Origin of the sequence: Mycolicibacterium austroafricanum (assembly GCF_902705885.1) — a bacterium.
In the GTDB taxonomy this organism is placed as follows: domain Bacteria; phylum Actinomycetota; class Actinomycetes; order Mycobacteriales; family Mycobacteriaceae; genus Mycobacterium; species Mycobacterium vanbaalenii_A.
On the sequence record NZ_CACSIP010000048.1, the window covers coordinates 1 to 13,320 of the forward strand.

14 protein-coding genes are annotated in these 13,320 nt (G+C 68.1%); 7 read left to right on the forward strand and 7 right to left on the reverse strand.

Annotation, left to right across the window (positions count from 1 at the left end):
* Positions 1-293: 293 nt before the first annotated feature.
* A complete protein-coding gene (locus BEMPMBAN_RS26780; RefSeq protein WP_159234585.1) occupies positions 294-893 on the forward strand; it encodes a TetR/AcrR family transcriptional regulator in 600 nt (199 codons plus the stop codon).
* Positions 890-3,148 (forward strand): molybdopterin-dependent oxidoreductase, encoded by a 2,259-nt coding sequence (locus BEMPMBAN_RS26785; protein ID WP_159234586.1) that lies wholly within the window; start codon positions 890-892, stop codon positions 3,146-3,148. The genes BEMPMBAN_RS26780 and BEMPMBAN_RS26785 overlap by 4 nt, the downstream gene beginning before the upstream one ends.
* Here the strand turns inward: BEMPMBAN_RS26785 and BEMPMBAN_RS26790 are convergent.
* On the reverse strand, positions 3,145-3,618 hold the full coding sequence (locus tag BEMPMBAN_RS26790) for a hypothetical protein (protein ID WP_159234587.1): 474 nt from the start codon (positions 3,616-3,618) through the stop codon (positions 3,145-3,147). The two genes, BEMPMBAN_RS26785 and BEMPMBAN_RS26790, sit on opposite strands and share 4 nt — an antisense overlap.
* Before the next feature lie 187 nt (positions 3,619-3,805).
* On the opposite strand from BEMPMBAN_RS26790, the gene BEMPMBAN_RS26795 reads away from it, so the two are divergent.
* Complete coding sequence (locus BEMPMBAN_RS26795) at positions 3,806-5,065, forward strand: cytochrome P450 (protein ID WP_159234588.1); 1,260 nt, start codon at positions 3,806-3,808, stop codon at positions 5,063-5,065.
* Here the strand turns inward: BEMPMBAN_RS26795 and BEMPMBAN_RS26800 are convergent.
* A complete protein-coding gene (locus tag BEMPMBAN_RS26800; RefSeq protein ID WP_234897727.1) occupies positions 5,062-5,361 on the reverse strand; it encodes a hypothetical protein in 300 nt (99 codons plus the stop codon). The genes BEMPMBAN_RS26795 and BEMPMBAN_RS26800 overlap by 4 nt on opposite strands.
* 86 nt (positions 5,362-5,447) lie before the next feature.
* On the opposite strand from BEMPMBAN_RS26800, the gene BEMPMBAN_RS26805 reads away from it, so the two are divergent.
* A complete protein-coding gene (locus BEMPMBAN_RS26805; RefSeq protein ID WP_159234589.1) occupies positions 5,448-6,257 on the forward strand; it encodes a helix-turn-helix domain-containing protein in 810 nt (269 codons plus the stop codon).
* Positions 6,258-6,311: 54 nt separating this feature from the next.
* A complete protein-coding gene (locus BEMPMBAN_RS26810) occupies positions 6,312-6,737 on the forward strand; it encodes a lipoprotein LpqH (RefSeq protein ID WP_159234590.1) in 426 nt (141 codons plus the stop codon).
* A gap of 6 nt (positions 6,738-6,743) precedes the next feature.
* On the opposite strand, the gene BEMPMBAN_RS26815 is transcribed toward BEMPMBAN_RS26810, so the two are convergent.
* The 4 genes from BEMPMBAN_RS26815 to BEMPMBAN_RS26830 form a co-directional block, all read right to left on the reverse strand.
* On the reverse strand, positions 6,744-7,544 hold the full coding sequence (locus BEMPMBAN_RS26815) for a L,D-transpeptidase (RefSeq protein WP_159234591.1): 801 nt from the start codon (positions 7,542-7,544) through the stop codon (positions 6,744-6,746).
* 115 nt (positions 7,545-7,659) lie between these two features.
* Positions 7,660-8,283: a Pr6Pr family membrane protein gene (locus tag BEMPMBAN_RS26820; RefSeq protein ID WP_159234592.1), complete on the reverse strand. Its 624-nt coding sequence runs from the start codon at positions 8,281-8,283 to the stop codon at positions 7,660-7,662.
* Positions 8,284-8,326: 43 nt separating this feature from the next.
* Positions 8,327-9,601 carry a DUF7159 family protein gene (locus BEMPMBAN_RS26825; protein ID WP_159234593.1) on the reverse strand — a complete coding sequence of 425 codons (1,275 nt, stop codon included), beginning with the start codon at positions 9,599-9,601 and terminating at the stop codon, positions 8,327-8,329.
* 98 nt (positions 9,602-9,699) lie between these two features.
* Entirely contained in the window at positions 9,700-10,671 is a 972-nt protein-coding gene (locus tag BEMPMBAN_RS26830; RefSeq protein ID WP_159234594.1) for a threonine ammonia-lyase, read from the reverse strand.
* 57 nt (positions 10,672-10,728) lie between these two features.
* Between BEMPMBAN_RS26830 and BEMPMBAN_RS26835 the strand changes: the two genes are divergently transcribed.
* Together BEMPMBAN_RS26835 and speB are read left to right on the forward strand one after the other, a co-directional pair.
* Positions 10,729-11,151, forward strand: coding sequence for an acyl-CoA thioesterase (locus BEMPMBAN_RS26835; RefSeq protein ID WP_200846135.1), 423 nt, complete (start codon positions 10,729-10,731; stop codon positions 11,149-11,151).
* A 16-nt stretch (positions 11,152-11,167) separates the two neighbouring features.
* Positions 11,168-12,238, forward strand: a complete 1,071-nt coding sequence (gene speB, locus BEMPMBAN_RS26840) for an agmatinase (RefSeq protein WP_234897728.1) — start codon at positions 11,168-11,170, stop codon at positions 12,236-12,238.
* Positions 12,239-12,241: 3 nt separating this feature from the next.
* Here the strand turns inward: speB and BEMPMBAN_RS26845 are convergent, their stop codons facing one another.
* Positions 12,242-13,126, reverse strand: a complete 885-nt coding sequence (locus BEMPMBAN_RS26845; protein ID WP_159234595.1) for a cyclopropane mycolic acid synthase family methyltransferase — start codon at positions 13,124-13,126, stop codon at positions 12,242-12,244.
* Positions 13,127-13,320: the final 194 nt, after the last annotated feature.

The following is a 13,320-nucleotide window of genomic DNA, read 5'->3' on the forward strand; positions in this document are numbered from 1 at the left end:
TCTGTCGACTGATCTGCTGCTCACGGCAGAACTGCGCAACGTTGTCGATCTGCCCGGCAAACGCCGTCGCGGCACGAATATCCATCGCGGTCACCTTCTGGGCCATGGACCATCGTGGCCTCACGGCCCTACTCAGGTGTCAGCGATGTCCCGAGACATACACCTGTCAGCGATGTCCCGAAACAGAACATCACGCTGGCGTTGACCAACTACGCCGAAATCGCCTCAGGCATCTTCTGCCGCGGCTTCGCATTATGTAGGGTTACATACATAGTGCGAAGGAAGGCGGACGGGTGACGGGTCCACGTGAACGAATGGTCGTCTCGGCGGCTCTGCTGATCCGGGAACGCGGCGCGCATCCGACCGCCATCGCCGACGTCCTTGCGCACAGCGGAGCGCCCCGAGGATCGGCCTATCACTACTTCCCCGGGGGGCGCACCCAGTTGCTCTGCGAGGCGGTCGACTACGCCGGCGAGTACATGGCGACCAAGCTCGATGCGGCGCCCTCGGCCCTCGATGCCCTCGACGAACTCTTCGCGGAGTTTCGTAAGCAATTGCAGCACAGCGACTTTCGTGCCGGCTGTCCGGTGGTTGCAGTGGCCGTCGAAGCCGGTGACCCGACCAAGCCCGACCAGGCGAAACCTGTCATCGAGCGGGCGGCGGCGGCGTTCGGCCGCTGGCGGGAGGTAATCGGCGAGCGGCTGATCGCCGACGGTGTGCCCGCGCAGCACGCCGGAGCGCTGGCGCTGCTGGTGCTGTCCTCGTTCGAAGGTGCGCTCGTCATCGCCCGGGCGGCGCGCGACCTCGAACCCCTCGACACCGTCCAGGCCCAGCTCCGGTTGCTGATCGGTGCCCAGACCCCGCCCCCCGGACGAAAGCGAGCACCGCGATGACCGACCTCCCCGACACCTGGCAGTCCACAGCCTGCATCTTGTGTGAGTGCAACTGCGGAATCGTGGTTCAGCTCGAAGGTCGAACCCTGACGCGCATCCGCGGCGACCGGGACCACCCTGCCTCGCGCGGCTACACCTGCAACAAGGCGCTGCGCCTCGACCACTACCAGAACAATCACTCCCGCCTGACCACCCCGATGCGCCGGCGGCCCGACGGCACCTTCGAAGAAGTCGACTGGGACACCGCGATCTCCGAGATCGCCGCCGGGTTCCGGGCGATCGCCGACACCCACGGCGGCGACAAGATCTTCTACTACGGCGGCGGTGGCCAGGGCAACCACCTCGGCGGTGCCTACAGCGGCGCGTTCCTCAAGGCGCTCGGTTCGCATTACCGTTCCAATGCGCTGGCCCAGGAGAAGACCGGCGAGCACTGGGTCGACGCCCACCTCTACGGCAACCACACCCGAGGCGAGTTCGAGCATGCCGAGGTGTCGGTGTTCGTCGGCAAGAACCCGTGGATGTCGCAGAGTTTCCCGCGGGCCCGCGTGGTGCTGCATGAGATCTCCAACGACCCGTCGCGGTCGATGGTGGTGATCGATCCCGTCGTCACCGACACCGCGAAGATGGCCGACTTCCACCTGCGGGTGCGGCCGGGCACCGACGCATGGTGCCTGGCAGCACTGGCCGGCGTCCTGGTGCAGGAGAACCTCTGCGACGAAACGTTTCTCGCCGACCACGTCACCGGCGTCGCCGCGGTTCGGAAGGTCCTCGGAGAGGTGCCGGTCGGTGAGTACGCCGCGCGTTGTGGCGTCGACGAGGAGCTGGTGCGGGCCGCGGCACGCCGCATCGGCAGGGCGGGCAGCGTCGCGGTGTTCGAGGACCTCGGTGTTCAGCAGTCGCCCAACAGCACCCTGTGCTCGTACCTCGACAAGTTGCTGTGGATTCTGACCGGGAACTTCGCCAAACGTGGTGGCCAACATCTGCATTCGTCGTTCGCGCCGCTGTTCCGGTCCGGCGGCGTCGGTCGAACTCCGGTGACCGGCGCGCCGATCATCGGGGGTCTGGTTCCGAGCAACGTGGTGCCCGAAGAGATCCTGACCGACCACCCCGACCGGTTCCGCGCAATGATCGTGGAGAGCAGCAACCCGGCCCATTCGGTCGCGGACTCCCGCGCGGTGGCCAGTGCGTTCGCCGAACTCGAGTTGCTCGTCGTCATCGACGTGGCGATGACGGAGACCGCCCGGCTGGCACACTATGTACTGCCCGCGGCGACGCAGTTCGAGAAGGTCGAGGCGACGTTCTTCAACCTCGAATTCCCACACAACACCTTCCACCTGCGGCACCGGTTGATGGAACCGTTGCCGGGCACGCTGCCCGAACCCGAGATCTGGGCCCGCTTGATGCGTGCCCTCGGCGTGGTCGACGACGCTGAACTGACTCCTCTGCGCCGTGCGGCCGAGGAGGGACGCGCGGCGTTCACCGAGGCATTCCTGCAGGCCGTCGGCAGCAACCCCGGGCTGGGAAAGGTGTTGCCGTTTGTGCTGTACGAAACCCTGGGCCCGACGTTGCCGGACGAACTCCGCGGCGCGGCGGCGCTGTGGGGGTTGGCACAGAAGGCGGCGATGACCTACCCGGAGGCGGTGGCGCGGGCCGGGCATGCCGACGGCAACGCGTTGTTCGACGCGATTCTGGAAGGTCGCTCCGGTGTCACGTTCACTGTCCACGAGTACGAGGACGACTTCGCGCTGATCTCGCATCCGGACCGCAGGATCGCGCTGGAGATCCCGGAGATGCTTGCCGAGGTGCGCCGGTTGACGGCGGCGCCGGCCGGCCTGACGTCGTCGGAGTTCCCGATCGTGCTGTCGGCCGGTGAGCGTCGGGCGTACACCGCCAACGACATCTTCCGGGACCCGTCATGGCGCAAGCGCGACCCCGACGGTGCACTGCGGGTCAGTGTCGAGGACGCGGCGCTGCTCGGGCTCAGCCACGGCGGCCGCGCCCGGGTCACGACCGCCGCCGGAGCCGCGGAGGTGACCGTCGAGGTCAGCGACGCGATGATGTCCGGCCACGCCTCGCTGCCCAACGGTTACGGACTCGACTTCGTCGACAGCGATGGCCGCGAGCAATCCCGCGGGGTGGCACCGAACTCGCTGACGTCCAGCGAGTGGCGCGACGCCTACGCCGCAACGCCCTGGCACAAGCATGTCCCGGCGCGGATCGAACCCGTGCCCGTCGCAGCGGTCGCCGGTGGTTAGGGCGCGACCGGCGGCGGCGGCGCGGCAGGCAGCGGAGCCTGCGGACCCGGGGGCAGCCCCGGAGGAGATGGGGCGTCGGCGACCATCGGCCGCTGCGTCAGCAGCAGCAGAGCGTCACCGCCGCTGACCTCCTGGGTCTGCATGGCGTGCCACAGATCCCGCAGATAGGTCAGCCGCGGCTGGCTCGGCGCCACCGGGGCGTCACTGGTGCCAGGGGGGAGGTTCTCCGGGCTCGGCAGATGGGGGGCGGCCTCGACAGCCGCACCGGCGGCGCCCGTCTCGATCACCTGCGCGGGAGCCTCGGCGCCCAGTGGCGCCGCGGGCGGCGGCGCGGGGACGGGCGCCGGAACCGGAATCGGCGGTGCCGGTGGGCCCGGCTCGGCCAGGGCGGCCGGCGCGGTGAGTGTCAGGGCCGCCAACGCTGCAGCCCCGACGATTGAAGCGAGTTTCACGTCGTTTCCGAACTTCACCGATGCCCCCTTCGGGTCTCGCGGCTATTCACTGGATGCATCTGCGGTGGCCCTGAAATCGTTACACCGTCCGGCGGTGGAGTCCACCGGAAGACTTCGGGGTGCACACTTCGCGCAAGTTGTCTCGCCGAGGCCCGGGTGTGGTGTAGCAATGCGTTAAGGCCACCCCACGGTTAGGAGCCAACGCATGCCGACTCCCACCCTTCCGCCGGGATTCGACTTCACCGATCCCGACCTCAACCGAGAGCGACTGCCGGTCGACGAACTCGCCGAGTTGCGTCGCTGCGCGCCGATCTGGTGGAACGAGCAGACCGAAGGCGGGGCCGGGCCGTTCGGTGACGGCGGCTACTGGGTGGTGACCAAGCATCGCGACGTCAAGGAGATCTCCAAACGCAGCGACGTGTTCTCCAGCCTGGAGAAGACGGCACTGCCCCGGTACCCCGAAGGCTCCACCGCGGAGCAGATCGAGACCGGCAAGTTCGTCCTGTTGAACATGGACGCGCCGCACCACACCCACCTTCGCAAGATCATCTCGCGGGGGTTCACTCCGCGGGCCGTGGAACGATTGCGTGACGACCTCAACGAACGGGCCCAGAACATCGCCAAAGCCGCGGCCGCCGAAGGCTCCGGAGACTTCGTCGAACAGGTGTCCTGCGAGTTGCCGCTGCAGGCCATCGCCGGCCTGATCGGCATCCCGCTGGAGGATCGCAAGAAGATCTTCGACTGGTCCAACCAGATGGTCGCCGACGACGACCCGGAGTACGCGCACCACGACGGACGCAACGCGGCAACCGAACTCATCATGTACGCCATGCAGCTGGCCGCGGTCCGGGCGAAAGAGCCGGGTGAGGACATCGTCACCAAGCTGATCGAGGCCGATGTCGACGGACACAAGCTCTCCGACGACGAGTTCGGGTTCTTCATGGTGCTGTTGGCGGTCGCGGGCAACGAGACGACCCGCAACTCGATCACCCACGGCATGATCGCGATGGCCGAGCACCCCGACCAGTGGGACCTCTACAAGCGGGAACGTCCGGTCACCGCGGTGGATGAGATCGTGCGGTGGGCCACGCCGGTGACCTCGTTCCAGCGCACCGCACTGCAGGACTACGAACTGTCCGGGGTGCCCATCAAGAAGGGGCAGCGGGTCGTCATGTCCTACCGGTCGGCGAACTTCGACGAGGAGGTCTTCGACGACCCGTTCTCGTTCAACATCCTGCGCGACCCCAACCCGCACGTCGGTTTCGGCGGCACCGGCGCCCACTACTGCGTGGGGGCGAACCTGGCCAGGATGACGATCGAGTTGATGTTCAACGCGATCGCCGACCACCTCCCCGATCTCGCCGCGGTCGGTACCCCCGAACGCCTCAGGTCGGGCTGGCTCAACGGAATCAAGCACTGGCAGGTGGACTACACCGGCCAGTCGGGGTGCCCGGTGCAGCACTAAGGCACCTGCGGATAGTCGATGATGGAGCGCCAGTAGTCTTCCGGGATCTCCCCGTTCGAACGCAGCACCACCGCCAGGCCGGCGGCCATCGCGATACCCAGCACGCCGAGCCACACGCCGGCCGCGGCGATGGCGACCCAGAGCGCCGCGGTGAGCGTCGGCCAGGGCGAGACGACTGCGAGCACCGGCGCGAAGAAGAATCCGGCGCCGATGAACCACGATGACCCGGCCCGGTCGCCGATCAACACAAAGCGCAGCCACCGGGGGATGTTCGGTGGGGATTCCGAGCTGCTCACATCTCCACGATGCCGCGCCCAGGTAGGCGTTGCAATTACCTCAGAGGTAGTGGCCCGGTGTCCTCCGGCAGGCCACACTGATCCCCATGACAACCCGCTACGGGCGGTCCGAGGCGCCCGCGACGTTCGGCATGATGATCCGCGGCTGGCGTCTCCGGCGCCGGCTGAGCCAGCTGGATCTCGCCGTGCAGGCCGGTGTCTCCGCGCGGCACGTCAGCTTCGTCGAGACCGGCCGTTCCAACCCCAGCAGGACCATGGTGCTGCGGCTGGCCTCCGTGCTGGACGTCCCTGCACGGGAAACGAACCGGTTACTGCTCGCGGCGGGGCTGGCCCCGGTGTACGCCGAACGGGCGCTGGACGCACCGGAGATGGCCGCGGTGCGCGCGGGCATCGACCGGGTGTTGGACGCCGTCGACCCCTATCCCTGCGTTGTCGTCGACAAGGGCTGGTGGATCGTCACTGCCAATTCCGGTGCCGGGGTGTTGCTCGACGGCGTCGCCGCGCATCTGCTCGAGCGGCCCAACGCGTTGCGCATCGCGTTGCACCCCGACGGTCTGGCGCCCCGGATCGCCAATCTCGCGCAGTGGCGGACCCATCTGATCAACCGGCTGCGTCGCGAGGTCGCCGCCGGTGGTTCCGCCCAACTCGCCGCGCTACTGACCGAGATCGATTCGTACCCAGGAGGATTCGACGACACAACCGATCTGGGCGGGGTTGCGGTGCCGCTCGAGCTGGTGACACCGGACGGCGGGCAATTGCGCTTGCTGAGCATGGTGACGACCTTCGGCACCGCGCTCGATCTCACCGCCGCGGAACTGAGCATCGAGACCTTTCTTCCGGCCGACGACGCCACTGCAGCCACCCTGCACGGGACCGGAAGGCCGGCCGATCGGTGATCACCCCGGCATTTCGGCCGGAATCCAGCGCTGCAGCGCATAGAGTCGGTCGCCATGGAGAATCGACACTTCATCACGGCTGCCATCGGCGGCATCGCCCTCCTGGGTGTGGCCGGCTGCTCGGCACCGGAACCGGCACTGGGCGGCACCACGGCGACGGTCACCATCGACGGCGCCAACACCGGTGGGGCGCAACCGGTGCGCTGCCACCAATCCGGTTGGTCGTGGTACATCGAAACGCCGCAGAAAGACAGCGGCTTCACCGCCGTCCTGGAAACCGGCGGGCCGATCACCCCGAAGTCCGTGGAGTTTCGTGATGTCGGCGGTTTCACCGGGAACTACTGGGCCGACAACATCGGCGACGCCGAGGTGGAAGGCGCCGACGGGCGTTATACGATCACCGGCACCGCGGACGGCGCCTTCACCGACGACCAGATGAACGCGGTCACGGCGAAGTTCAGGATCGAGACCAACTGCTGATCGTCGTCAGGCCTGGACGATGATCGGGTCGCCCACCCGCACGGTGTTGAAATACCAGGCGGCGTTGTCAGGGCTGAGGTTGATGCATCCGTGGCTGACGTTGGCGTAGCCCTGGGAGCCCACCGACCACGGCGCGGAGTGCACGTAGACGCCGCCCCAGGTCACCCGGATGCCGTACTCCCCCTTGATCAGGTAGCCCTCGGGATCGTCGAGCGGTATCCCGATGGTGCGGGAGTCGAAGGTGACGTTGCGCTCCTTGCTCAGCGCCGTGAACCGTCCTATCGGGGTGGGGAACTTGGCCTTGCCCATCGAGGCGGGCATCTGGCGGGCCACCTCTCCGTCGATGCTCACGGTGAACGTGTACGCACTGATGTCGGCGACACCCACCACCGACGAGCCGGTCTGGAAGCTGGTCTTCAACCCGCCGACCGAGACGTTGATCGGTGTGTGCGCCGGGAAGAACTCCGCGGGGGTCCACTCCACGGTGTGATCGTTGAGCCAGGTGAACGATCCGGATGCCGGTTCGGAGGCCCCGGCGGGAGCGACAGTGATCGCCCGCTCTGTCGTGCGCCGATCGGCGATCGCACCGATGAACGTCACCGTCACGGGATGCGCCACGCCGACGGTTTGCCCCGCCGCCGGCGACACGCTCGCGACTGCCGCCGGGGCGGCTGATCCTGCCCATGCCGCCGCGATCGGTCCTCCCAGCGACAGTCCGGTGAGAACGACGACCGAACCGACCAGCGCCGTCAGACGACGCGCGGCCACCCGCCATCGTCGAGTTTGCTGCAGAGGGGCGCTCGCCACGGTGCCATCCTAGTTATCGTCCCGGTTCGGCGCAGACATGCTGGTCGCACGGGCGAATTCGGGGTCGGTTTCACATTGCCTCGGTCTGACTATCGAACTGCCACGTCGTAACGTTTCACGGCATCTCCACGCCGACCCTGGTGGCGGTGCGGTGGGCGGCCAGCAACGCGTACCCCGTGACGAGCACGCAGCAGGCGAGCCCGACGACGTTGATTGCCACCGTCGCGGTGCCGACGGTCGCGGGATCGAGAAAGTAGTAGGGCGCGCGGCGGCCGAACTCGTTGAGCACCAGCAGTGCCAACACCAGGTAGCCGGCGGGATAGGCGAGCCAGGCCACGGGTTGCCACCACGACACCCTCGCGGCCCCCCGGCCGACAAGCAGCCAGTCGGTGAGCGCCAGCACCGGCACCACGACGTGCAGCAGCAGATTCGCCGGGGTGTAACCCATGCTGTGCCCGGTGAGGAACAGGTTCCACACCGCCCCTGCGATCACCACGTAGAGCACCACAGCGCCGCGTAGGCCCACCCGTGCATCGGCGCGCGGCGAGACCAGCGTCCAGAGGTAGTACCCGGCGGCGAGGAGGTTGGCCTGGTAGGTGAACGTGATCAGGCGCCACCACACCCCCCACTCCGAGGTCATCGCCACCACCGCCACGGCCACCACCACGCACGTGACGATCGCCACCCGCAGGGTGGTGCGCAGGATCGAGGAGTCGGGCAGCGCGACGGGCAGACTCACCTCAGCGAGGGTAAGCGTTGCCGGCTTCAGGTGCCCGCGGACACTACGGAGGCGGCGGGGGCACCGCGGCCGGTTGCTGCTGGTCGTCGCCTCCCCCGGAGAGGCGATCCCGGATCCGCTGCAGGATCCCCGGGCGTTCCTCGGGTACCGGCGGCGGCATCATCTCGGGTGCCGGCGCGCCCGGGGGCGCAAGGCCGACGGGCGGCTGCGGCACGTCGAGCGGGGGCGGGGCGGCCGCGCCCTCGGGTGGCGGCGTCACCGCTTCGGGGACCGGCGCAAGCTCGGGTGGCGGCGGGGCCTCGGGGATCGGCGCGACCTCGGGCTCGGCCTGCGGAACCGGCACGGCCGGCGCCTCGGGAACGGGCAGTTGGGCCGCGGCCCCGACCGGGGCCGCCGGTAGCGGTGGCGCCGGCGCAGGGCCGCGAACCGCGACCGGAGTCTGCGCGGACGTGTCGGCGGGTCGGGGCGACGGTGCCGTCCGCTCGGGGGCGGCCTGCAATGCCAACGCGGCGGACGCGGAGGCCACGAAGGTGACGAGTCCGGCGGCCAGAACTGCCGCCGGTCCTGTCTGCACGAGTCGGCGGGCCCGGCGCCCGGCGTCGGAGGCCGGACGGACATCGCCGCCGCCACCGCCTAGGCTGAGATCGCCGTTCTGCGCGCAGGCCAGCGCCGCGCCGCGTGCGAGCGCCAGCTGCGCCTCGGCAGGGGTGTACACCGGCACCGACAGCGCGTCCTCGAGGACGGGCCGAAGCCCGTGGAGATCCTCGGCGGAACCGACCAGCACCAGCGCTTGGGGTTTCCAGTCGGCTTTGGCGAACACCGCGCTCAGCCAGCCGATCAGGTCCTCTTCGGTCACAACGGTGTGATTGACCGCCGTCTGCACCGCACCCTGTTCGGTCTGCACGATCATCGCGATGAGTTGCTCGGGTTCGATGACGCACACGGCGGTGGTCGGATAGCCCGTGACCTCGGCGATGCCTCGGGCCAGCGCGTCGGTGGCCTCCGACAGCCGAACCGGGACGATGTTGTCGAAGCCGGAATCGCTCAGCGACTTCAGCAGGAGCGACGCCTCGGTGTCGGCGTCGTCGCTCCACGTCACGCCGATGGAGCGCACCCGGTGGCCCCGGTCGGCGGCGCCGGCTTCGGTGCGCAGTACCGCCGCGGCCGCTTGTTCACAGGTCCGCAGTGCGCCCTCGGACCCGCGGGTGTTGACATCGAAGCCCACGCCGTCGATGGTCGCGCCGTCTGCGTCCAGACCCTCGACCAGGACAAGGCCGACGGCAGACGGCGTCACCGACAGGCCGAGTACCGCGTCCACCAACCACTCCTTCGTGCGTCCCGGTCCTGCGGGACCACGTGACGGAAATACCGGGGGGACCCTACCCTTTGCGCACCCTCAATTGCACACCTGTCAAATCAGTCGGGGACGCTCTCGTCGAGGATCTGCCGCAACATCTGCGGTTCGATGTTGCCGCCGGAGACGATGAGCGCGGTGGGTCCGGGCGGCGTGACGCCCTGCCGGTATGCCGCCAGCGCGACCGCTCCGCTGGGCTCGCTCACCAGGCGGGCCCGGTACGCCAACTCCCGGACGGCCGCGCGGATCTCGCTCTCCGCCACTGTGATCACCCCGTCGAGGACCTGTTGCAGATGCGCGAACGTGAGATCCGACGGTTGTGATCGCAGGCCGTCGGCGATGGTGCGGTTGCGGTCCTCGATGGGCCAGTCCACCCGGTGGCCACGGGCCAGCCCCTGCGCGGTGTCGGCGGCCAGTTCCGGTTCGACCCCGAAGATCCGGGCCTGCGGGCACAGCGCGCGGATCGCGACCCCGATGCCCGACGCCAGTCCGCCACCACTGACCGGAATCAGCACGTTCGCCACCTCGGGCAAGTCGGCGGCGATCTCCAGGCCGATCGTGCCCTGGCCGGCGATGACGTCGGGATGGTCGAACGGCGGGATCAGCATCCCACCGGTCTCGGCCACGACCCGCGCCGCGACCGTCTCCCGCTCCCCTGCAGCGCACAGCACGACCTGAGCCCCATGCTCGCGGGTCGCGTGCACCTTGATGTTCGGCGTTTCCTCGGGCATCACGATGTGGGCGGTCAGTCCGTGCACCGCCGCGGCGTATGCCACCGCCTGGGCGTGGTTGCCGCTCGAGTAGGCGACGACGTCGGTCGGCCCGCTGCCGGTGGCGGCCGAACCGGACAGGGCCGAGATCGCGTTGAACGCGCCGCGCACCTTGAATGCGCCGATCGGTTGCAGGTTCTCGGGCTTGATCCACAGCGGGCGCTGCTCATCACCCCACCGGGCCGCCAGCAGCGGGGTTCGCACCACGTGGGACCGGATCCGGTCGGCGGCCGCGCGGACGTCGTCGATCGTCACGAACTTCATCGCTCAAGTCTGCGGCACGCGGTGGCGGCCGGGGACACCGTGGCTAGGGTGATCGGGGTGAGCGAGTTCTCGCTGCCGATCGTTCCCCGTTACGCCGAGGTCGACCAGCAGGGCGTGGTGTTCAACGGGCACTACCTGACCTGGTTCGACGAGGCGTGCACCGGACTGCTCGAGCATCTGGGCGTCAGCTACCCCGACCTGATGTCGGACGGCTTCGACTTCCAGGTGGTGCACAGTGAGATCGATTTCCTGACCCCGGTGCGCTGGCGCGATCAGGTGCGGGTCACCGCCGAGTGCACCCGCATCGGCACGACGAGTTTCACGGTCGGCTTCGGGGTGTGCCGCACGTCCGCAGGGACGGACGAGCGGTATGCGGTCCGGGGCCACAACGTCTATGTCGTGGTGTCGACCGACGATTGGGCGAAACGGCCGATCCCCGAGTCGATGCGTGCTGCGTTGAGCGGTTCGGTGACCCGCTGAGCGGTACGGTCATGCCATGGGCCACGACCACGATCACCGCCGCGAGATCCCGCCGGGGATGGCCGAGCAACTCGACCTCGCCTATGCGGGTCTGGCCTCCTTCGGGCACCGTCCGTTTCTGACCGAGGTGGCACAACTCGACGAGTGGAAACCGGACGCGGCCATCGTCGGCGCACCGTTCGACATCGGGACCACCAACCGTCCGGGAGCCCGGTTCGGCCCGCGGGCGATCCGGGCCACAGCCTACGAGCCGGGCACCTACCACATGGATCTCGGTCTGGAGATCTTCGACTGGCTGGAGGTCGTCGATTTCGGCGACGCGTACTGTCCGCACGGTCAGACGGAGGTGTCCCACAACAACATTCGGGAGCGCGTCCACACCCTCGCCGAGCGGGGCATCGTGCCGGTGATCCTCGGCGGTGACCATTCCATCACGTGGCCGGCGGCCACTGCGGTCGCAGATGTGCACGGCTACGGCAACGTCGGCATCGTCCATTTCGACGCGCACGCAGACACCGCCGACGAGATCGAGGGAAACCTGGCCAGCCACGGCACCCCGATGCGCCGGCTGATCGAATCGGGCGCCGTTCCCGGGTCGCATTTCGTCCAGGTCGGCCTGCGCGGCTACTGGCCGCCGCAGGACACCTTCGACTGGATGCTCGAGCAGAAGATGACCTGGCACACGATGCAGGAGATCTGGGAGCGAGGATTTCAGAGCGTCATGCGCGACGCGGTGGGGGAAGCCCTCGCCAAGGCCGACAAGCTTTACGTGTCAGTCGACATCGACGTGCTCGACCCGGCGCACGCACCCGGCACGGGAACCCCGGAGCCCGGCGGTATCACCAGCGCGGACCTGCTGCGGATGGTGCGTCAACTCTGCTACGAGCACGACATTGCCGGCGTGGACGTCGTCGAGGTGGCACCTGCCTACGACCACGCCGAACTGACGGTCAACGCAGCGCACCGGGTGGTGTTCGAGGCCCTTGCGGGCATGGCGGCGCGGCGCCGGGATGCGGCAAAGGTGGAGCCGGGGCAGCCGGCGCGGTCATACCGCGACGCGGATTCCCTCCGGGGAACCGCCGGCTAAGGCTTAGCCCTTCTGCAGGGTGAACTGGCAGATGTCGGTGTAGCCGCCGCGGAACAGGTCCGCGCAACCGGTGAGGTATTTCATGTACCGGTCGTAGACCTCGCGGGACTGGATGGCAACCGCCTCGTCCTCGCGTGACCGCAATGCATCTGCCCAGATGTCGAGGGTCTTCGCGTAGTGCAGACGCAGCCGCTGCTCGCGCGTGAGCCGGAAGCCGGCCTTGGAGGCGTGCTCTTCGACGGTGGTGGGCTTGGGCAGATCTCCGCCCGGGAAGATCTCGTCCATGATGAACTTCGAGAACCGCACGATGCTCATCGTGAGCTTCAGGCCGCGCTCGGTGAACTCCTCGTCGGTGGGCTTGATGATGGTGTGCAGCATCATCACGCCGTCGTCGGGCAACACCCGGTAGGCCATCTTGAAGAACTCGTCATACCGGTCGCGCCCGAAGTGCTCGAAGGCGCCGATGGACACGATGCGGTCGACCGGCTCGTCGAACTGTTCCCAGCCCTGCAGCAGCACACGCTTGGAGCGCGGGCTGCCCTGCGCCTCGAGGGCCTTCTGGACGTGAGCCTTCTGGTTCTCGCTGAGCGTCAGGCCGATCACGTTGACGTCGTACTTCTCGATGGCACGCAGCAAAGTCGCACCCCAGCCGCAGCCGATGTCGAGGAGCGTCATCCCGGGCTCGAGTCCGAGCTTGCCGAGCGACAGATCGATCTTGGCGATCTGCGCCTCTTCGAGCGTCATGTCGTCGCGCTCGAAGTACGCGCAGCTATAGGTCTGCGTCGGATCGAGGAACAACCTGTAGAACTCGTCGGACAGGTCGTAATGCGACTGCACGTCTTCGAAGTGTGGCTTCAGGTTCTGAGCGCCTTCGGTGATTTCTGGCAAATTACAAGCCTTTGAGATTCGGGATGATGGTCGGTGGTCATGGTCGGCCCCGCCCGGCTTGAGGGCCTGTACGTCGTCTGCGCAACTCACGCACAATACCCGAGAGCTACCCCGTTCAGTGAATCACTAGGTCGCAGCGCGCAGCAACGGTGATCGGTGACCAAACGGGAACGTCTGTCGGGTGCGTGCCGGCG

Coding starts and splice junctions, on each gene's coding strand:
- BEMPMBAN_RS26785 (WP_159234586.1), top strand. CDS start 890: ATGACCGACCTCCCCGACACCTGGCAGTCCACAGCCTGCATCTTGTGT.
- BEMPMBAN_RS26805 (WP_159234589.1), top strand. CDS start 5,448: ATGACAACCCGCTACGGGCGGTCCGAGGCGCCCGCGACGTTCGGCATG.
- speB (WP_234897728.1), top strand. CDS start 11,168: ATGGGCCACGACCACGATCACCGCCGCGAGATCCCGCCGGGGATGGCC.
- BEMPMBAN_RS26830 (WP_159234594.1), bottom strand. CDS start 10,671: ATGAAGTTCGTGACGATCGACGACGTCCGCGCGGCCGCCGACCGGATC.
- BEMPMBAN_RS26810 (WP_159234590.1), top strand. CDS start 6,312: ATGGAGAATCGACACTTCATCACGGCTGCCATCGGCGGCATCGCCCTC.
- BEMPMBAN_RS26795 (WP_159234588.1), top strand. CDS start 3,806: ATGCCGACTCCCACCCTTCCGCCGGGATTCGACTTCACCGATCCCGAC.